This window comes from Pirellulales bacterium (assembly GCA_019636345.1).
Taxonomy (GTDB): Bacteria; Planctomycetota; Planctomycetia; order Pirellulales; family Lacipirellulaceae.
In genome coordinates this window covers 740,985-761,350 of the sequence record JAHBXQ010000001.1, presented here as the reverse complement: position 1 = coordinate 761,350, position 20,366 = coordinate 740,985, and the positions used below count along the sequence as shown (strand labels likewise).

The 20,366-nt window shown below is 66.2% G+C and carries 13 protein-coding genes; 6 read left to right on the top strand and 7 right to left on the bottom strand.

Going from position 1 to position 20,366, the window contains the following annotated elements:
* Positions 1-87: 87 nt before the first annotated feature.
* The gene (locus tag KF688_02935; GenBank protein MBX3424613.1) at positions 88-1,827 is read right to left on the bottom strand and encodes a hypothetical protein; all 1,740 of its coding nucleotides are present in this window, start codon (positions 1,825-1,827) and stop codon (positions 88-90) included.
* 585 nt (positions 1,828-2,412) lie between these two features.
* Between KF688_02935 and KF688_02930 the strand changes: the two genes are divergently transcribed.
* The 4 genes from KF688_02930 (at position 2,413) to KF688_02915 (ending at position 7,863) form a co-directional block, all read left to right on the top strand.
* Positions 2,413-2,955 carry a cob(I)yrinic acid a,c-diamide adenosyltransferase gene (locus KF688_02930; GenBank protein ID MBX3424612.1) on the top strand — a complete coding sequence of 181 codons (543 nt, stop codon included), beginning with the start codon at positions 2,413-2,415 and terminating at the stop codon, positions 2,953-2,955.
* A gap of 300 nt (positions 2,956-3,255) precedes the next feature.
* Positions 3,256-4,569, top strand: coding sequence for an ammonium transporter (locus tag KF688_02925; protein MBX3424611.1), 1,314 nt, complete (start codon positions 3,256-3,258; stop codon positions 4,567-4,569).
* Positions 4,570-4,725: 156 nt separating this feature from the next.
* Complete coding sequence (locus tag KF688_02920; GenBank protein ID MBX3424610.1) at positions 4,726-5,064, top strand: P-II family nitrogen regulator; 339 nt, start codon at positions 4,726-4,728, stop codon at positions 5,062-5,064.
* Between the two features lie 174 nt (positions 5,065-5,238).
* The gene (locus KF688_02915; protein MBX3424609.1) at positions 5,239-7,863 is read left to right on the top strand and encodes an HD domain-containing protein; all 2,625 of its coding nucleotides are present in this window, start codon (positions 5,239-5,241) and stop codon (positions 7,861-7,863) included.
* A gap of 40 nt (positions 7,864-7,903) precedes the next feature.
* Here KF688_02915 and KF688_02910 read toward each other — a convergent pair whose 3' ends face one another.
* The 4 genes from KF688_02910 to KF688_02895 form a co-directional block, all read right to left on the bottom strand.
* Positions 7,904-9,460: a beta-lactamase family protein gene (locus tag KF688_02910; protein ID MBX3424608.1), complete on the bottom strand. Its 1,557-nt coding sequence runs from the start codon at positions 9,458-9,460 to the stop codon at positions 7,904-7,906.
* 74 nt (positions 9,461-9,534) lie between these two features.
* Positions 9,535-10,623, bottom strand: coding sequence for a hypothetical protein (locus KF688_02905; protein ID MBX3424607.1), 1,089 nt, complete (start codon positions 10,621-10,623; stop codon positions 9,535-9,537).
* Positions 10,624-10,724: 101 nt separating this feature from the next.
* Entirely contained in the window at positions 10,725-12,065 is a 1,341-nt protein-coding gene (locus KF688_02900) for a Gfo/Idh/MocA family oxidoreductase (protein ID MBX3424606.1), read from the bottom strand.
* A 142-nt stretch (positions 12,066-12,207) separates the two neighbouring features.
* On the bottom strand, positions 12,208-13,290 hold the full coding sequence (locus KF688_02895) for a DUF3500 domain-containing protein (protein ID MBX3424605.1): 1,083 nt from the start codon (positions 13,288-13,290) through the stop codon (positions 12,208-12,210).
* 374 nt (positions 13,291-13,664) lie between these two features.
* Between KF688_02895 and KF688_02890 the strand changes: the two genes are divergently transcribed.
* Complete coding sequence (locus KF688_02890; GenBank protein ID MBX3424604.1) at positions 13,665-14,672, top strand: serine/threonine protein kinase; 1,008 nt, start codon at positions 13,665-13,667, stop codon at positions 14,670-14,672.
* Between the two features lie 73 nt (positions 14,673-14,745).
* Positions 14,746-17,793, top strand: a complete 3,048-nt coding sequence (locus tag KF688_02885; protein MBX3424603.1) for a hypothetical protein — start codon at positions 14,746-14,748, stop codon at positions 17,791-17,793.
* On the opposite strand, the gene mutM is transcribed toward KF688_02885, so the two are convergent.
* Both mutM and KF688_02875 read right to left on the bottom strand, forming a co-directional pair.
* On the bottom strand, positions 17,790-18,629 hold the full coding sequence (gene mutM, locus KF688_02880; protein MBX3424602.1) for a bifunctional DNA-formamidopyrimidine glycosylase/DNA-(apurinic or apyrimidinic site) lyase: 840 nt from the start codon (positions 18,627-18,629) through the stop codon (positions 17,790-17,792). The genes KF688_02885 and mutM overlap by 4 nt on opposite strands.
* Positions 18,630-18,705: 76 nt before the next feature.
* Positions 18,706-20,322, bottom strand: coding sequence for a D-aminoacylase (locus KF688_02875; protein MBX3424601.1), 1,617 nt, complete (start codon positions 20,320-20,322; stop codon positions 18,706-18,708).
* Positions 20,323-20,366: the final 44 nt, after the last annotated feature.

Here is a 20,366-nt window from a genome sequence, read left to right as displayed (position 1 = left end):
GTGAAACCGTGGCTGTACGACGAAGAACGAGACCCGGCGACCAAGGCGGCATGACCATGCCGATCGACGCCCCGGACTAGGCGGCAATTAATCTTTCTTCGGGGGCTCCTTAGAAATCAAATCCCCCGCCTTGAGCCCCTTGAGCACTTCGACCTCCTTGCCCTTGGTCTTGCCCAGCTTGATCTCGCGACGGACCGGCTTGTCCTCGTCGTCCTCGGACTTTTCGACGACCATCACGTACTTCAGTTTGGGATTGTCGTCGTCGGTGCGAACCAGATCGGCCGGGATGACGATCGCGTCCTCGGCGACATAGGTCGTGAACTTCGCCTTGCACGACATGCCGGGCAGCAGCCACTCGGGCGACTTGTCGCAGTCCAGTTCCAGTTCGACGGCAAACTTGTTCCCCGCGCCGGGCGCCGCCTCGACGGATCGGACCTTGGCGGGCAGCTCGACCTCGGGATCAGCCACCGGCGAGGCGGTTCCCGACTGCCCGACGGAGATCGACGGAAAGTCCTTCTCGCCGATCGACGTCAGCATGTACAGCGAATCGGGCGAGACGATCGTGAACGGCACCGAGTTGGGGCTCGCCGTGCCGTGAGGCTGCAGCTTGGACTTGTAGCTGCCGATCTCGGCCCACCGCCCGTCGACGCAGCGACCGTAGTACACGATGCCGTCGACCGGGGCCCGCAACGTCATGAGATCGCGATCGGACAGCAGCTTGGCGTGCTCGGCGACGCTCTTGGCTCGCGCCTCGCGCAGTTGTTCCAACTTGTATCGCTCTCGGGGAAGCGAGACCGACTTGATCGTCTTGGCATGATCGAACGAGAGGGTCGCCTCCTCGAGCCCGAGTTCGAGCGCTTCCTGCCGCCGCGGGATTGCGACGTTCATCGTGTAGTCGTGGTTGATCCGCGAGTACTCGACGTAAAATTTGGCGTACTCGACCTCGAACTCCTGCCGCTTGAGCACGATTTCCTCGGTCTCCTCAGTCAACTCGTCGGCCTCGTACATTTGGCGCAGTTGCTTGAGCTCCTCCTCGGCGTTCTGGAGATACTGCTCGGCCGATTTGAGATTGTACTTGGCCATCTTCTCGGACAAGGGGCGCATCGTTTCCTTGAACCGCTTGAACTCCTCGACGAACTGGTCGTAGTTGCGCTTCGCTTGGGTGAAATTCAGATCGACCGCCTTCTCGAGCCGGGGAAATTGCTCCTCGGTCTCCATCATCGTGAGCTCGCCGAGCCGCTGATCGAGCGACGCGTCGGCGATCGCCTTCTCCAGATCCTCGTCGTCGAATTTGACGAGCACGTCCCCTTTGCGAACCTTGACGCCGTGGGGCTTCGCCTCGACGATCTCGAACTTGCTCCACTTCTTCGGTCGGAGCGGGACCTCGGTCATCTCGCTGGCGACGAACGCCCCCTCGACCTCCATCTCGATCGTGAGCTTTTTCGTCTCGACCTTGTGGGGCTCGGGCTTCTTGGCCTCGGGCTTTTCCTCCTTGGCAGGCGCCTTGTCTTCTTTCGGTTTGTCGGCCTTCTCATCGCCGGCGGCGCTCGACTTCTTGTCAGACTCTTCCTCCGACTTCTTGTCGTCGGACGATTCCTTTGCCTCCTTCGCCTCGCCTGCTTCCTTCGAGTCGGCGGGCTTCTCAGCTTCGGCGACGAGCGCCGGGGGCTCCGCTGGGACGGCGTCGACGGGAGGGGCGTCGGTCGCTTGGGCTGTGCGGGCCGGTCCGGGGCCCGAGGCGTCGTTGACGCCGGCCGGGGCGGCCAGGATCCGTTCGGCCGACCAGCAACCCCAGGCAAGGACGACGACAAGAATCACGCGAACCATCGAGGGCTCCTTCTTCGCGACGATTGGAGGCGAAACCAGGACCGCCAGCGGCGGCGGTCGGCTGTTCATTACGGGTGTTTGAACGACTGAAACAGACAGGGACGGCGTCAGCGGAGCGCCGCAGCCGTCGTGTCCTCCCTGGCCCGAGGCGCCGCGGGAGCGGCTCGCATCGGGCGAGGCACGGTAAGCCTACATTGTCGTCATCGCCCCAGCGACGGGCAACTCGCAAAACTCCCCGGATTGCCTAATCCGCAAACCCGCCGACGGGCCAAGCGGGACCCCTCAACGCGGGGCGTGCGTCGTTTTCCCACTGATGACTTGGCTTTCGACGCCGGGAACGCCGACAAAGACTCCCCGTTCCCTCATGCGCCTCCCCGTGACGAGCCCTCCATCCCCCCCGTGGCACGGATCCCGCAGAACTGCGACCCTCGCCCTCAGCCGTACGATCGTTACATTTGGAACGACCGATCACTGGGCAAGGGGAGTCGTCGTTTGTCCTCAGCTTGCCTGGAGCGCGGGACAGGGAAGCACGACTCCCTGTCCCCCTTTGATCGCCGCGCTTTCGCATTCCTGTGAGAATCCCCGATGAAGATCTACACGCGCCAGGGCGACACGGGCGAGACCTCGCTGTTCGGCGGGCGAAAGGTCCGCAAGTGCGACCCGCGACTCGAGGCCTACGGCACGCTCGACGAGCTGAACGCCTTTCTCGGCGTGGCCCGAGCGGCGACGTTGCCGGCGCCCCTCGACGCGGCGGTCGAGCGGCTGCAGCACGAACTGTTCTGTCTCGGCTCGGAACTGGCCGCTCCCGACGCAACGGGTTTGCCGCTGTTGGGCGAAGAGGTCGTCGCGCGAATCGAGCGCGAGATCGACGAGTTCGAGTCGGGGCTCGCCCCGCTGAAGACCTTCATCCTGCCGGGAGGAACTCCCCAAGCAGCCGCTCTTCACGCGGCCCGGTGCGTCTGCCGGCGGGCCGAGCGAGGGGTCGTTGCGCTCGCCGCCGAGGCTCCCGTCCGACCCCTGACGGTTCAATACTTGAACCGCATCAGCGATTATCTGTTCGTTCTCGCCCGTGCGGCCAACGCCGCAGACGGGACCCCTGACGTGCCGTGGGCGAAGCCGACCCCCTGAGCAGGCGACTCGACGGGCCCTGCGCCGCCTGGGCGGGACGCTTGCCCGGCGAACGGCTCATAACTTCTCCTTTACGCCGCGCAGTTGCATTTCTATCCTACACCCAGTCGCGGACCGGGCGTTCCCGGATTGGGATCAACACTACAGCAAGGCGGTCATGTCATGTCGACTCTCCTTACGCGCGCCGTTGCCGCGACTGTCGCCGGCATCGCGGTCACGTTCCTCGCCCCGACGGCTTTCGGACAAGAGGGCGAACCGGTCGTCGATCTCGCTGCGGTCGCCGAGACCGCCGACGCCGCCTTGCTGGCCGGCAACACGGCCTGGATGCTCACCAGCAGTGCGCTGGTGCTGTTTATGACGGCGCCGGGCTTGGCCATGTTCTACGGCGGCTTGGTCCGAAAGAAGAACGTGTTGAGCGTCATGATGCAGTGCCTGTTCCTCATGGGCCTGATGACCGTGCTGTGGGCCTTGTACGGCTACTCCCTCGCGTTCGGCGGCGACGAACCCTACGTCGGCAACGGCGAATACCTGTTTATGAAGGGGGTTGAGCGGACCTGGGACGAATCGGCGGGCGAACCGAAGGAACCGACGTACGACGTGGACGGGACTCCGATCCCGATGTACTGCCACATGCTGTTCCAGGGGATGTTCTTCATCATCACGCCCGCCTTGATCTGCGGGGCGTTCGCCGAGCGGATGAAGTTCAAAGCGATGGTGCTGTTCAGCATCCTGTGGGGGACGATCGTCTACTGCCCGCTGTGCCACTGGGTGTGGGACGGGGGAATTCTGGCGTTCGACACGACCGCCGCCATCGAAGCCGGCGAAGGAAACTCCTGGGCCGGGGGGGCCCTCGATTTCGCCGGGGGGACGGTCGTTCACATCAGTTCGGGAATCTCGGCCTTGCTGTGCGCCCTGATCATCGGACGCCGCGGCGGGTTCGGGCACGAGGACATGCGGCCCCATAATCTCACCTACACCGTGCTGGGCGCGGGAATGCTGTGGGTCGGATGGTTCGGATTCAACGCGGGAAGCGAACTGCTCAGCGATCATCTCGCGTCGAGCGCGTTCGCCGTGACCCATTTCTCGGCCGCGGCCGGCGTGCTGGGATGGTCGGCGTACGAGTGGCTCCACAACGGCAAGCCGAGCGTGCTGGGCGCCGCGTCGGGCGCCGTCGCGGGATTGGTGTGCATCACGCCGGCAGCGGGGTTCGTCAACCCGATGCCCGCGCTCGCCATGGGATTCGCCGCCGGAGCGATCTGCGCCCTGGCGTGCGGCAAGCTCAAGGGGCGGTTCGGCTACGACGACGCGCTGGACGCCTTCGGCGTGCACGGCGTCGGCGGGACGTTGGGGGCGATCCTCACCGGCGTCTTCGCCACGCGCGCCTGCTGGGACATCGACGCCGGCAACAAGCTGGGGCTGGTCGAGGGGGGCGGGACGCGGCTGTTGATCGGCCAAGTCGTGGCCGTGGGCGTAACGATCGTCTTCAGTCTCGTGGCGACGTTCGTCATTCTCAAACTTGTCGACGCAATGGTCGGCCTGCGGGTAAGCGAGCAGGACGAACGCCGCGGGCTCGACCTCATCGAGCACGGCGAGGAAGGCTACATTTATGCGTGAGGGAAGCCTGACAGGGCGACGCGGGGGCGCTCCGCTCCCCCGGTCCCCTCGTCGCTCCACTAGCCGCCGCGACGCCGGCCCGGTAACTTGACGTTCAGCGGAGGCGCTCCCGGCGGCGCCATGGCGTTCGGTCATTATCCCGAGGAATTGATTGTCATGAAAAAAATCGAAGCCATCGTCCGCCACTACAAGCTTGAAGACGTCAAGAACGCCCTCAGCGAAGCCGGCGTCGCGGGGATGACGATCACCGAAGTCCGCGGCTTCGGGCGCCAGAAGGGGCACACCGAGACTTACCGCGGCACCGAATACGCGGTCGACTTCGTCCCCAAGGTGAAGCTCGAGGTCGCCGTCAGCGAGGATCGCCTGCAGGCGGTCATCGACACGATCATCAAGAACGCCCAGACGGGTCAGATCGGCGACGGCAAGATCTTCGTTTCCGATCTGGTCGACACGATTCGCATCCGCACCGGAGAGACGGGGAACGAGGCGTTGTAGGGGATGAGACAGAGCCCGGGAAACGGGTTGGCGAAACGCTGCCGCCCTGACGTTATGTCTCGTTCAGGCGACGTGTGGTCCTCCTGCCTGGGATCGGCCGAACCGCACCGCCTGCGTGCTCCGTGCTTCGTGATCGTCTTCTCGCAAGCCGCTTCGTGATTGACAGCTCGCATCATGTCCGCCGCTGATTCCTCACGAGCCGAGCTTATCCAGTCGGCTCGCGAGGAACTGGTCGCGGGGCGGCAACGGATCGCCGAGTTGCACGATCGGGGGCTCGACTCGATTCAGGTGTGCGCCCGGCTTGCGTCGCTCATCGACGGGGTGCTGCAGAAGCTCTTTCTCGCGGCCGTCGACTCGTTCGAGACGCAGTACGGCGAGGTCCGCACGCGGGTGGCCCTCGTGGAACTCGGCAGCCACGGTCGGCGACAGGCGGCGCCCTATTCCGACGTCGATCTTATGGTGCTGCACTCCCCCGGGGGCGTCCCGCTCGCGCCGCTGGTGCGCGAGTTCACTCAGGCGATTTACGACACGGGACTCCAACTGGGGCACAGCGTGCGCACCCCGGCCGAAGCGGTGCAGATGGCTCGCGAGGATGCGGTCGTTTGTTCGTCGCTGATCGACGCGCGGCTCCTCTCGGGCAACCAACCGCTGTTCGACCAGTTTCGCGAAACGTTCTCCCGGATGGTTCGCCGACGGGCCAAGGCCGTCGCCCGGTCCCTCGAAGCGGCGCGGAACGCCGAGCGCGATCAGTACGGGGAAAGCGTCTACCAGCTCGAGCCCCACGTGAAACGCTCGCGGGGAGGGCTGCGCGATCTCCATCTCGTCCGCTGGTTCGGTTTCATCGACAGCGGCGAGTCGGACCCCGACCGGCTGTTCATGATGGGGGCCCTCTCGAAGCTGGAACATCGCCGGTACCAGTCGGCTCAATCGCTGCTGCTGCGGCTGCGGAACGAGATGCACTTTCACGCCGGCACGGCCAAGGACCTGCTCGACCGGGCCGAGCAACTGCGGATCGCGGAGAAGTTCGGCTACCGCGGGGGCGAGGGGCTGCTGCCGGTCGAGCAGTTCATGCGCGATTACTTTCGCCACACGAACCACTTGTGGCAGCTCGTGCGGCGACGCGTGGCCGCGGCGACCGCGTCGACGGTCTCGCGCGTGCTCGACCCCGTGCTGGGCCGGACCGTCGCGGGGGACGTCAAGGTCGGGGTGTCGTCGATCTCCGCGACCCCCGCGGGGTTGTCGCGGATCCGCGGCAATCTCGACGCGGCGATTGAACTGGTCGAGTTGTCGGTCCGCGAGAAGAAGCCGTTCGATCAGGGCGTGTGGAGCGCCCTGCTGCTGGGCGCCCCCGAGTGCAGCGAGGATCTGTCCTCCGCGGCGGCGCAGCGGTTCTTGGCGATCTTGCCCGACCCGGCGCTCGTCGGGGACGTGCTCGCGCGGCTGCACGAACTTGGTTATCTGGAGCGGATCATCCCGGCGATGAAGCACGCGCGGTGCCTGCTGCAGTTCAACCAGTATCACAAGTACACGGTCGACGAGCACTGCCTGCTGGCGGTGCGGCGCGCGGCGGAGTTCGCCAATCAGCCCGGCCCGTTGGGGGACGCCTACCGCGCAATCAAGAACAAACGCATTCTCCATCTCGCGCTGCTGCTGCATGATCTGGGCAAGGGGCGCGAAGGGGATCACAGCGAGATCGGCGGACAGCTTGCCCGCGAGACCGGCGTCCGGTTGGGGCTCCTCGCAGCCGACGTCGACGACCTGGAGTTTCTCGTGCTGCGGCACTTGGCGATGTCCCACTTGGCGTTTCGTCGCGATACGAGCGACGCCAAGCTTCTTGCCGAGTTCGCCGACTTGGTGCGAACAAGCCAACGCGCGCGGATGCTGTTCGTGCTCACCTGCGCCGACCTTGCGGCCGTGGGACCCGATGTGCTCACCGATTGGAAGGTCGAAGTGCTGGTCGGGCTCTATCACCGTACGCTCGCGGAGTTGGGCATCGGGGTGACCGGCACCGACCACGTCGGCCTTGCCGAGCGCCGCCGGCAAGTTCTGCGCAGCTTGACCGACGCCGAGCGGAACGACCCGTGGTACGCCCACCAAGCCGACTCCCTGCCGCAGGGGCTGTTGGCCGCGTGCGAACCGCGGGCGCTGGCCGACGCGTTGCGTCGGTTTCGGCAACTGGCGGCCCGCGGCGCGGTCGCCTGGGGGGCGAATCAGCCCGGGACGAAGACGGTCGAGTTCCTCGCGGGGGTCGACCAAGGGCCGGGGCGAGGCGCCTTCTCGGGCATGGCCGGCGCGTTGTCGAGCCGCGGGCTGCAGATCCTTGCCGCCGACAGCGAAACGCTGCCGGGCGAACTCTTGGTCTTGAGGTACGTGGCGACCGATCCCGATTACCCCGACGGCACGCCCTTGGAGCGGCTCGACGAGATCGCCCGCCTGATGGCCGGCTCGGTCGACCGACACGAGCCTCCCAAGTTTCGCCAAGTGTGGGGCCGCGATCGAGCCGAGCAGACCGCCAAGCTCACGCAGTTGCCGTCGCAAGTTCGAATCGACACGACCACCTCGGCCGAGTGCACGATCGTCGAGGTCTTCACCTTCGACCGGCTGGGCCTGCTTTACGATCTGGCGCGCAAGCTGCACGACCTTGACTTGACGATCCGCCACGCCAAGATCGGCACCTATCTGGATCAAGTGGTCGACGTGTTCTACGTGACCGACCGCGAGGAACGGAAGGCGACCGACGCGGACCAATTGGGCCGCATCAAGGAGGAACTGCTCGGCGTGATCACCAGCGCACAGTGACTCGTCGTTCGATCGCCTGCGTCGCGAACAGCCCGGCGAATCACTCGATCTTGCCGACGAGCGTCGTCGGTTTGTTCTCCCAGAACGCCACGTTGTCGGCCATCGTCAGCACGACTTCGCCGGCCAGGAATTCGCCGGCCAGGAATTCGCAGCGCAGCGTCTGGTAGTACGGCGTTTCGTACTGCACGATCTTGGCGAAGTAGACGTTCGGGCTCGTCCACGCGCCGGCGCCCGCGGCCGGAGAGTCTTCGCTGGAACCGCGGAGGTCGACGGCCAGTCGCGGCCACACGGCGCTCTCGCCCCACGTGTCGCCCGCGCAGGCGATCGCATAGTCGCGCCCCTTGGCCCGCAGAGCGATCGTCGACCCCGCTTCAGCGAAGTTGAAGCGAATCGATTCGACTTGCCGCACGTTCGGGGCGAACTTGAAGGTCTTGCCGGCGAATTCCTCAGCCCGCGGCGAGGTCGGCTCGCCGTCAGGCGTCGGGACGACAAGTCCGGCGAGCCGCTCGGCAAGACGGCGCCCGGCGTCTTCGTCGGCGGGGAGCGGCTCTGCAGCGGACAACGCCGGCGCCAGGGTTCGCCAAACGACGTTCATGACGCCCTGCATGTCGCCCGTGCCGCCGGTCATCGCGAGCACGGCGTCCTGCTCGGGCATGACGATGCAGTACTGCCCGAACGCCCCGTCGCCGCGGTAAACGCCCCGCGGCTGACAGCGCCAGAACTGATAACCGTACCCTTGATCCCAATCGCTCGCCGGGTTGCTGCCGTTGGAGGTCTGTCGGCTGGTCGCCAGGTCGATCCACTCGGCCGGGACGATTTGCCGAGCGTCGTCTCCCTCTCCCCACCGCCCGCGCTGCAGCAGCAACTGGCCGAACTTGGCGATGTCCTCGGTCTTGAGATGGAGCCCGAACCCGCCCTGGCTGACCCCCTCGGCCGTGCTTTCCCACCGGGGGCGCTCGATCCCCAACGGTTCGTAGAGCCGAGTCTGCAGATACTCGTTCACTGACTGCCCGGTCGCGCGATTCACGATCGCCGAGCAGACGTACGAAGCGGGCGTGTTGTACACGAAGTGGGTCCCCGGCTTGTGGGGGACCGGCAGATTCAAAAACGCCTTCACCTGCGACTCCTTAAGGTCGAATCGGATCGTCGCGACGTCCTCGGCATGCTGGCCGGCGTTCATGTTGAGCAAGTCGCGGACCCGCATCGCTTTGAGATTGTCGCTCGGCCGCGCGGGTCCCCAGCCGGGGAAGAAGTCGAGCACCGGGTCGTCAAGCGAAAGCTCTCCCTCGGCGATCGCCAGACCGACGGCGGTCGAGGTGAAGCTCTTCGACAGCGAGTAGAGCGTGTGCGGATGCTGCGGTTCGTACGGCCTCCACCACCCCTCGGCGACGACGCGACCGTGCCGCAGCAACATCAGGCTGTTGAGTTGGTCGAACTTGTCGAGTTCCTCGACGAACTCCAGGATCGCCGCGCCGGCGATCCCTTGCTCCTCGGGCGTCGAGCGGGGGAGCTGCTCCGCCCGGGCCGGAGTCGCGGCGCCGAGAGGCAACACGCAGAGGCAGATGAGTGCCAACCGACGACGGGAACGACGTGTCATGCGTCAGCTCGATGCGAGAATACTTGACGAGAGCGTGGAAACGCGGCCGGTCGGAGCCCCGCTCCGCGCGGCGTTCACTTCTTCTTGATCTGCACGACCGAGTGCTTGCCGAGATCGAGGAACTCGACCAGCAACGGGTCGCCCGTCGCCGGGGTCGCCAGCCACGAGATCTTGCTCGACTCGTCATCCTTCTCGCTCGGAGCGGGCTTCACGGGTTCCAGCTCGTACCCCGCCGCGGCGAGGCGCTCGTGGTAGAACGACTCAATCTCCGGGGGATCCTGCGGGCAATAGTAGTACAAGTACGGCGGATCGTCCGCGAACTGCACCAGCCGGGCGTCGGGAATGATCGGCAGTTCGATCTTCACGACCGTCGCCTGGGCGAACACGCGGGTCTCCGCCGCGGCGTCGGCGGGGTCGGGGGGAAAGTAGTTCATCGTCAGCCGACTGCTTCGCTTGAGAAACGACTGGCTCCGCTCGACGACCGCAGGGGGGAGTTCGACCCCCGGGACTTCTTTGTATTCGCACTCGGTCCAGCCGAGTGCAGCCAGCTCGCGCGCGTAGAACTCGCGAAGCTGCTTCAGGTCGATCTTGGTCGTATACAAGACCATCGACGGGAGAGCCGACTGCTCGGACCGCGGCTCGGGGCGGGGAAGATCGCGGGCGTCGACGCAGCCGACGAGCAACAGCGTCGCGTTGAGCTCGTCGCCGTCGGCAGCGCCGCGACTGACTCCGACGCTGGTTTGCAGGATCACCCCGCGCTTGGCCGAGAACAACTGGCATCCCCAGTCGCCGACCACGGGGTCGCTCGCGGGAAGTTCCTTCCACCCGGCGGCGGCAAGCTGGGCTCGCAAATCGGCGACGATCGCCTGTGTCTGCTCAGCACCTTGCGAGGCGATGCTGAAGAAGGCCGAGGTCGCGCGGGTCTCGGTGCGCGTCGCCTCCGCGGGGAACTTGAACTTGGCGAAGTCGACGCTCGCCAGCACCTCGGCAAGCGGCAGCGGTTCGCCCGCGGCGGTCGATTGGGCCGCTTCCGCCGACTCGGTCGTCGCTGCGGCGCTCGACGAGAGTTTCTCGGGCGAATCTCCTCCGCCGGCAGAATCCTTCCCCGAACATCCCGCGGCCAACAGCAAACACAACCCCGCACTCGCAGTTCGCAATAACATCGTCGGCACATTTCTCCCGGGCTTGGCAGGGCAGCGATCTGGCGGTCACTGCCGAATCAACTCTTTGACGGACGCTGTGGCATGCGTCGCGCAATTCACGTTCACATGTCGTAATCGTACGGCTTGCGCATCTCGCGCACGAGCATGCCCGAGGCTTCTTTGTCGCCGACGAAGTCCTCGGCCACGGGATCCCACTGCAGCTTGCGGCCCAGTCGGATCGCGATTGTTCCCAAGTGGCACAGCGACACCGAGCGATGGCCGACCTCCGCGGGGCAGATCGGCTGCTTGCGCGTGGCGACGCACTCGAAGAAGTTCGCCATGTGATCGTCGCTCGCGTAAAGTCGCACAGCGTCGGACGGGAGCGGGGCGACGAGCAGCTCGGGATCGCTCGCTTCGAGCTTGCCGTCGCGGGTGACGAAGAGCCAGCCGTCGGCGCCCTCGAACATGACCCCGTGGTAGCGTTCGCCCTCCTTCGGTTTGCCGACGACCGCCCCGCCCCAACTGTTGGCGGAGGTCGACTGGCAGATGTGCTCGACGCCGTCGTCGTAGGCGTAGCGAATGCGGTAGGCGTTGGGCGCCGTGTAGCCGCCGGGGACGGTCTCGACGAGTCCTTGTCCTTCGACGGCGGACGGCCCGCTGCCGTCGCGGCCCAGGCCCCAGAGGGCGATGTCGTTGTGATGGGCGCCCCAATCGGTGACGGTCCCCCCCGAGTAATCCCACCAGTACCGGAACGTGCGATGGCATCGCTCGGGGACGTACGAGCGGGCCGCGGTCTGGCCCTGCCAGAAGTCCCAGTTGAGCTCCTGCGGCGCCGGTCGCTCGACGAACGGCCCGCCGCGCAAGCCTTCGGGGAGCCAGGTCTGCACTCGCGTGATTTTGCCCAGCCGACCGTTGCGGACCAACTCGCACGCGAAGCGGAAGTTGCGGTCGCTGCGCTGCTGGCTGCCGGTCTGCAGGATGCGGTCGCCGGCCTTGACCGCCGCGACAAGCCGTTTGCCTTCGTCGATGGTCAGCGTGAGCGGCTTCTCGGCGTACACGTCCTTGCCGGCCGCGAGCGCCCGCAGGTTGACGAGCGTATGCCAATGGTCGGGAGTGCCGTTGACGATGACGTCGATCTTGGGGGACTCGCAGACCTTGCGAAAGTCGTAGAAGACCTCGGCGGAATTGAACTTCGCGCGGGCTTCGGCGGCGCGACCCGCGTCGACGTCGCAGACCGCGACAATGTCGCCGAACCTCTGGGCAAGGGTCGCGTCATACGACCCCATCCCGCCGCAACCGATCAGCGCGACCCGCGGCCGCGCGTTGGGGCTTTTCACGGGCGCCGCTTCCTGAGCCACGGCGCCTTCAAGAAACCACGCGGGGAGCGACGTCGCCGCCGCGGTCGCGGCAGCGGAACGGAGGAGCGAACGACGAGACAACGACGCAGGGTACGGCACGGGCATGGCGAGGATTCCGCTGCATAACGGCGATGTGGAAAACGCCCATCATACTTGCGGCGTTGGCCGACGACGAGATCCTGCCGGGCTTTCTGTTGAGGCGGGGCGACTTGCTTCGCGGGCGGAACGGCGCCGGGGCCTCACCGCCTCACGCGTTGAGTTCCACCCCCGGATCGTCCGCCACGTTCACCCAGACGTGGACGTGCGGGGCGCCGCGGTAGTGCCAGACGAAGCTGGGGCCTTCGAGGCGCCAGATGTCCCAGACGCCGTCGTCGCCGATGTCGTCTTCCTTGTAGAAGGCAAGATGGCACGCCGCGAGACCCCCTTGCTTCTTGAGGCATGCGATCGCTTCGTCGCGATCGCTCTGCCGATACGGTTCGACGAGTTTCTGCAGAACCTGCTGGACGTGCGCCTGCTGGTCGCCCGACAGTTCGGAGATCGGAATGCCGTCGAAGCCCCGCTTGTCGCCGCGGAATTCGACGGCTCCCTCGTAGGGCGCCGTCGTGACGAGCGCCAGTTTGCGCTGCTTGCCGTCGAGCATCTCGTACAGCTTGTTCGCCTCCTTCGCCTGCGGCCAGAAGACGTTGCCCGGGTGGTCGGGCTTCTCGTCGAAGCCGTCGGCCGCGTGGCCGTAAAAGATCGGCCCGCCGAAGGCGACGTGGTCGGCCGAGTCGCCGTCGCAACGAAGCGTGGTGTGGCGACCGCTGAGGACGAACTCGAACTTGCCGGAGCCCGGCGTGCCGAAGACGGCGATCGCGGCGTCGTTGCCGAACTTGCCGCTGTCGTCGCGTTGCTGTTTGTGGAAATTGTCGAGCCAGCCCGGGTCGTGCAGCCCCTCGGCGATGGCGCGGATGAGGGCCCGTTGGTCGAGCGTGTAGAAGTCGCCGTTGATCTCCTGGTCGGTGATCATCCAGTTGGGATTCACGTAGGTCCGCAGCAGCGCGCGCTGGTCGTCCTCGTGGTCCCAAGCGAAACAGACTTGTTCCTTTTGGCCGGGGGTGAGCGATTCGTAGAGGATTTTGACGAGCGACTCGGCTGACGGGGCCTTGGCGACCGGGGACTGAGGAGCGACGGCAGGCCCCGCGGCGGCTGAGGTCGCCTCGGCCGCGTAGAGCGCCTGCGGTCCAACGGCCAGCGCCGCTCCGATCCCCGCGACCTTGCGCCCGGCTTGGGTCAGAAACTCCCGTCGCGGCACACAACACGCGGGCGTCACGATGCGGCGATCGTTCATGATCTCAAGCTCCTGCAAGGAAAGTTGGGGCAAGCCCGTTCGACGAGATCGATAATTCGCCGCGGAGGCCGCAACGAGCGCAAGAATTCCGTCGCGAGCAACCTGCCTGGATCTCGGCGGTCGCACGCCGAGGTTGGGCGACCGCGACTCATTCTCCTCTGCGCCCGCTGCGGTCGACTTCGACGCGCAACCGAGGCGACAGCATGGCCCGTGAATTAGACCGGTTTCGCCGCGGCGCGGCAAACTTTCTCTCGGCTCGGCGGCGCGGCGCCGTTGGCTTTTTCGTGGGCTGCCGTACACTTAACTCCAAAGCGACCCCGCCGCACGCCTCTGCTCGAAGCGTCCCCGGCGCCGATTCTTCCGAGACCGCCGCGATGCCCGACTTTCAGGACGACGATCCGCCCGTCACCGGAACGGACACCTATCCTCACATCTACGTGAAGGACACCGACGCGCAGCTCCCGAAGTACCAGACGACGGGGTTCGGGCGCTACTCGGACTTCAAGCCCCTTGCCAAAGGGGGCTCGGCGATCTTGCGCACGTGCCGCGACAACAGTCTGGGACGCACGGTCGTCATGAAGACGCTCCACCCCCACTTGGCCGACAACGAGTACATGCAAAGCCGGTTTCTGCGCGAGGCCCGCGTGACCGCGCAGATCCAGCATCCTTCGACGGTGCCGGTGTACGATCTGGGGCGCGATCTCGAGTCGCGACTGTACTTCACGATGAAGAAAGTGCAGGGAGAGAACCTTCGCCAGATCGTCGAGCGGCAAGACGCCGGCGACGCCAAGGCCCTTGAGACCTACGACCTGGAACGGATGCTGGGGGTTTTGGTCCAAGTATGCAACGGCCTGGCGTACGCCCACGCCCACGGCGTGGTCCACCGCGACATCAAGCCGGAGAACATCCTGATCGGCTCGTTCGGCGAAGTGATTATTCTCGACTGGGGGGTCGCCAAGGTGTGGGCGATGGGCGCCAAGGACCCGGCCAACAAACACATGGAGCACGAAGTGCTGACCGACGTCAGCCAGCGCCCGGGCACGCCGCTGTACATGGCGCCTGAGCAGGTGCGGGGAGGCGGGGACCAGATCGACGAGCGGACCGACGTCTATGCCGTCGGGGCGCTGCTGTACGAGATTCTGACCCTGCGCGAGCCGCTGCGGGGGAAAAAGGTCAGCGACACGTTCAATCTTATCGTCAGCGAGACGCCCCTTGAGCCGCGCGAGCGAGCCCCGGAGCGCAACATCCCGCCGGCGCTGGCGGCGATCGCGATGAAGGCCCTCGAGAAGGACCGGGCAAAGCGGTTCCAGACGATGCCCGACATGATCGCCGCACTGCGCGACTTCCGCGGCCGGGCGCTGCAGTCGCTTACGGGACTGTAGCGGCGAACTGGTTGCGGCGGCAGCGGCGAGACAGTACGGTGGCAGCTTAATCTCGTCTGCGGAGGATGCGCCGATGTCGGGCTCTCGCGCGCCGTTCTGGTTGATCATGTCGTGGCTGGTCGGGATCTGCGGTCCCGTCCTGGCTCAAACCGACGTCTACTGGCAACAGCCGGTTGACGGCTCGTGGCATGACGCCGCGAGTTGGACCCCGGGGATCGTGCCGCAAAACGACTCTCCCGCGCCGGGGAACGCCTACCACGCCCGGCTCGTCGCCCTGGGGGCCGAACACCAGGTCGTCGTCGACGGCAACGTGACGGTCGACAGGATCACGCTCGACTCGGACGACGTGACGCTGCTCTTGAACGGCGGCCGACTGACCGCGCTGGACGGGATTCATGCGGCGCAGGGGAAGCTGTTGCTTCGCAACGGGACAGTGGCGAACACGCGGCTCGAGGGGCCGGCCGGCGCGTTCGTGAACTTCGCCGGCGCTTCGGATTCATTGACCTTGGAAAACGTCACGCTGGCGACGACCTTGCACGCCTCGTCCGCCTCGTCTTTCCGAATCATCGATCTGCCGACGGACCTCGCGTTCGACGGCGGCGTGATCGAGGCGAGCGACACGATCTACCTCCGCACCAACGGCCATCGGCAAATCCACGGCAACGGAACGATCGTCGTGCGTCCTGATCAGTCCTCATGCTGCAGTCCGGACGCACGAATCTCCATCCACGGCGATTCCCCCCAGTTGACGATCGGCGACGGCATGACGATTCGCGCCGAGCAGGGGGGATGGTTTATGCTCGATGATTGGTACGCCCACACGGGCGCCGTGAGCGCGACGAACCACGGAACAATCGAAGCGATCGGCCCCGTCAGCCAGGTGACGATCGACAACGACATGCAGTTCACGAACAAGGGAACGCTGCGGGTCGCCGAGGGAGGTCGACTGTTCATCAACAGCTTCAAGCCGGGAGCGACGGTCGGCCAGTTGGACATCGGTCCCGGCAGCCAGGCGCACCTCTACAGCTTCTACTACGACGGCTCCCTGGGATACGGGTACCGCTTCGATCAGCCGGTGACGATTCCCGCCGGCGCCGTCATGAGCCTCACCGGTTGGTGGAACGCGACGGGAACGAACATGACCGTCGACGGCGGCACGTTGCGCGTTCGAACCAATTTGGCGACGACCGGGAATTGGACGTGGCTCAACGGCGCGACGATCTCGCTGGACGCGAACGTCTTCTATTCTCGCCTGGCTGCATTCGCCCCGACGAGCGACACTCACATCAGGTTTCACAGTTCCTCGGCCTATCTGGCGCTCGAAGGGGCGGCGCGCAACCTCAACGACATCCCCGGGATTTGGCGTCTCTCCAATGCGCGGCTCGTCTCCGGGACGATTACGGGGCTGCCCAACGGCAATACGATCAAGGCCGGCGACAATCTCACTCTGGAAAACGTCCAGTTGGCCGCGCCGACGACGGTCGCCGACGGAGGACAGCTGCGACTCACGAAAACCTCGTCGATTGACGCGCCGCTGTCGGTCACAGGCGGAACGGTCGACCTGCGCGATCAGTGGACGAACGCCGCGGGCGTTTCCGTGTCCGGCGGACGACTCACGCTCACGACGCAGCCGGCGTCGCTAGGGGCGATCAGCGTTTCAGGAGGGGCGCTCGAGCTGTTCGGAATTCCCGCGCAGCCCGACTCGATCGCCATGACCGGAGGCGTCCTGGAACAGGCGTTTAGCGCCACCCTCGCCCAGATTCGCGCCCTCTCCTGGACTCCGGACGCGATCCTCGTGAAATTTTCGACCCTCGATCTCGCAGGAGCCTCGCTCGACGCCGACGACGACAACTGGACCTGGGATCTCGCCACGTCCGGCTCCACGATCAGCAACGGCACATTAACGGACTCGCTTGGCCAAGGCTGGTCCTTCAGCTGGGGCGTTCTGCGCGACCTCTTGCTGCAATCGGACGTCGCGACAAGCAACCAACTCGCCCTCGACGGCACCATGGTCGTCGATCACAGCAAGCTGTCCGGCAACTGGAGCGTCAGAACAACCGCGTCGGTCACGCTGCAGGGGACGACTCTCGACGGAACTTTTTCATTGGGAACCGAGTACTCGCCGGCGCCGCCGGTCAACATCGTCGACGGGTTGGAGTTTAACGGGACAATGTCCCTGGGCGTTCGGCGGCTGCTGTTCCAGGGGGCGCAGTCCGTGTCCGGTACGGGGATCGCGACGACGAGAGGCATCCGAGGCGGCAAGGGAGGCGGGTTCGAAGCGACCGGCGATTTGACGCTCGGGCCGGGCGTCACGTTTGTCAGTCAGCGGCGCGGAAGCGTCTTGCTTGCGCCAGGGCATACTTTGACGAACCTGGGGACGATTGTCGGCGGCAAGGACCTCGGCGGCTACGACCTCGCCCTCCCGATTCTGACTGTGCAAGCGGAATTGCTTGAACAACGGGGACGCCTCGAAGCGACAACCGGCAGTCGAATCGAGGTCGACGTTCCGCTCGCCGCAAACGAAGGCACGTTGGCCCTGCTCGGCGGCGAAATCGAATTCCGCGGCGACCTCGCGCTGTCGTCGGCGTCAGTCGTCGAATTGCAGGTCGGCCCCGGAGCTTCCGGGAACGGTTCCGGGTTGCTCACAGTGGACGGCAACCTCGATTTGTCCGGGGAACTTGTCGTGACGCTGGCGGCTCCTTTCACGCCGACCTACGGGATGCAATGGTCGCTGATGGAATCAGCGCACCAGATCACGGGCGCTTTCACTCAAACGATGTTCCCCGAGGCGCCGACTGGACTGCAGTGGATCATCGACCAAGACATGCAGACCGTGACTTTGCGGGTCGGCTACGCCCCGCTGGCGAGCGACTACGACCACGACGGCCAAATTGCCGCCGGCGATCTCGCCCAGTGGCAACTCGACTTCGGCACGTCGGCAGGCAGCGACCACAACGGCGACGGCATCGCCGACGGGTTCGATTTTCTGGCGTGGCAGCGTCAGATGGGGGGAACGGCGCCCGTCGCGGCCGTGGCGGAGCCGCAGTCCCTCCCGCTGGCGGCACTTGCCGCGAGCGTCGGCTTGGCAGTCAGCTTTGCCGCGCGCCGCCGCCGCCGCTAACGGCGTCGCTGGCACCCGGGGCAGAAGAACGTCGCCCGTTGGGCCTGCACGATCCGCTCGATCGCGCGGCCGCAGCGGGGGCAAGGCTGGCCCGTTTTGTCGTAGACGCGGTGGGCGTTCTGGTAGGCCCCCTGTTTGTTGAGGGCGTTGCGATACGTGCCGTCGCCGAGCGTGGAGCCCTCGTAGCGGATCGCCTCGGCGAGGACCTCGGCCGTCGCGTCGGCGATCGCACGCCACTGCGCGGTCGTCAGTTTCGTGCACTCTCGTTCCGGGTGAACGCCCGCAACGTGGAGGATCTCCGCAGCGTAGAGATTGCCGATCCCAGCGACGGCCTTCTGGTCCAACAACGCCACTTTGATCGCGCGGCGCGAGGCGCCGAGTCGCTCGCACAACAGCGACGCGGTCATCGTCAAAGCGTCGGGGCCCAGCACGTCGGCGCCGTAACGTTGGTTGAACTCCGCGGCAGCGACGAAGTGCACGTTCCCCAGCCCGCGGCGATCCCAGTAGAGAATCTGCTGCAGCCGGCCGCGCCCGCTGAGGGCCAGCCGCACCCGGCAGTAGAGTCGGTCCGGAGGCTCGTCGAGCAACAACAACCCCGTCATGCGCGGCTCGAAGACGATCGCGTCGGCGCCATCGAGCCGCAACACGACTCGCTTGCCGATGCGCTCGGCCGCCGCGATGCGACGCCCTTCGACGCGGCGCCGGAAGGCCGGCAGCGTCGGCGTGATCGCAATCGGCTTTCGCGGGCAGGGGAGCCGCTCGAACCGTTCGATCCGCGCCCCGACCGCCGGCTCGACGCCGCGCCGCATCGTCTCGACTTCCGGCAGTTCGGGCATAGCGGAAGGGGGGAGGGGGGAGGGGAGGAAAATCGTGAGGCGCCGACGCCAGTCCGCCTTGCGCCGCGCGGGCTCGTCACTTGCCGGAGTTCGTCTTCACTTCGGCCTCGGCCAGTTGCGACGCGTGCCGCAGCGCTCGACCCGCCTTCGCCCCGGTCGGCTCGCCCTTCTCGACCGCGACGACACCGTTGACCAGCACCCAGGGAATCCCTTGCGGCAGCTCGTACGGCTTGTCGTAGGTGGCGCCGTCGATGATCTTCTGCGGGTCGAACGCCGCCACGTCGGCGATTGCTCCCACGCGCACGTAGCCGCGGTCGTCCATCCCCAGCACGTCGGCCGGCAAGCCGCTGCAGGAACGGATCGCTTGCTCGAGCGGCAGGACGTTCTCGCGCACGCTGTAGTACCCCACCTTGCGCGGAAACGTGCCGTAACTGCGGGGGTGCACCGCCGCGTCGGAGGGCGCCTTCACCGAGCCGTCCGAGGCGGTCGCCACCCACGGCAACTGCATGACGAATCGCACGTCCGCCTCGTCGAGGGCGAAGTTGACCGCCGACGGGTCCTCTTCGGCAAGAAACTCGAGGACGAACTCGACCACGTCGAGCCCCGCCGCGGCGGCCAGTTCGCGCACTTCGCGGCCGGCGTACTCGGGATGCGTCCGGCAGGCGACGATATGGATCTTCGGCCGCTCGGAGAGAGCCTGTTCGATCTCGCGCCGCAATTGCGGCTGCTGTTCGGGGTCGCGCAGGCGGGCGGCAACTTCGTCGCGGCTCCCCTCGCGGGCCCAACTGGGAAGCATCATCGCCCCCAATGAAGTCGACGTGGCGAGGTACGGGTACTGGTCGGCCGTAACCGTCATCCCGGCGGCGCGGGCCTGCTCGATCATGCGGGCCGCGGTGCGGACCGTTCCCCAATAAGGCTTGCCGCAGACCTTGAAGTGCGACACGTGGACCGGCGCCCCCGAGCGGCGACCGATCTCAAGGGCTTCGTCGACGGCCTCCAGAAACGCATTGTCCTCGCTGCGAATGTGACTGGCGTAAATGCCCCCATGAGCCGCGACGCGGGCCGACATCGCGGCGAGCTCGTCGACGGAGCCGTAGGAGCTGGGGACGTAGATCAACCCGGTCGACATCCCCCACGCCCCGGCCAGCATGCCGCGGTCGACGCGGGAGCACAGGTCGGCGAGCTGCTCGGGGGTCGGGTCGACGCGGCGATTGCCGAGGACCTGACGACGGACCGCTCCGTGAGGAATGAGCTGGGCGACGTTGACGCCGACGCCCCCCTCCTCGAGATCGCGATAGTACGCCTCGACGTCGGCCGCCCCGCCGCCGCAGTTGCCGGTGACGAGCGTCGTGCAGCCTTGCAGCAGGAAGTTGGCGCCGACGCGGTTCCCCGGCGCCAGGAGCGAATCCTCGGCGTCGCTGTGGTTGTGCAGATCAATGAACCCGGGGGCGATCGCCAGCCCTCGGCAATCAATCGTGCGGGCCGCCTCGCCCACGGCGAACTCGCCGACTGCGACGATCCGATCGCCGCGAATTGCGACGCTGCCGGGCCGCGGGGGCGCGCCCGTGCCGTCGTAGATCGTCCCGCCGGCCAGCAGCAGGTCGGCGTCGACGGGGGCCGAACTCTCCGCGGCGATCGCTTGTCCGGTGAGGAACAAGGTGAGCAAGAGGGTGCGCACTGCGGTTAACGACATGGCAGTTCGATCCTGGCTCTTGGGGTTGTGGACGACAGCGCTCA